This is a genomic window from Monashia sp. HAY1-2A (assembly GCF_056755315.1).
Genome location: NZ_JBNDHY010000375.1, coordinates 1 through 279, shown reverse-complemented (window position 1 = coordinate 279; position 279 = coordinate 1). Strand labels below are relative to the sequence as shown.

At 61.3% G+C, this 279-nt stretch carries 1 protein-coding gene; it reads left to right on the top strand.

Going from position 1 to position 279, the window contains the following annotated elements; genetic code table 11:
* Positions 1-279, top strand: a 279-nt coding sequence (locus tag ACPYOM_RS22355) for a cytochrome c-type biogenesis CcmF C-terminal domain-containing protein (protein WP_481347643.1), incomplete at both ends; no start/stop codon positions are given.

Here is a 279-nt window from a genome sequence, read left to right as displayed (position 1 = left end):
AACCTGTGGTCGCGGGAAACCCTGCTGCTGGGCAACAACCTGGTGCTGGTGGTGGCGGCGTCGATGATTCTGCTCGGCACCCTGTATCCGCTGATTCTGGATGCCTTGAGTGGCGCAAAGCTGTCGGTCGGCCCGCCGTACTTCAACGCGCTGTTCATCCCGCTGATGGCGTTGCTGATGCTGGTGATGGCAGTCGGCGTGATCGTCCGCTGGAAAGACACCCCGGTAAAATGGCTGGCGAACATGCTGACCCCGGTGCTGCTCGGCAGTGTCGTATTG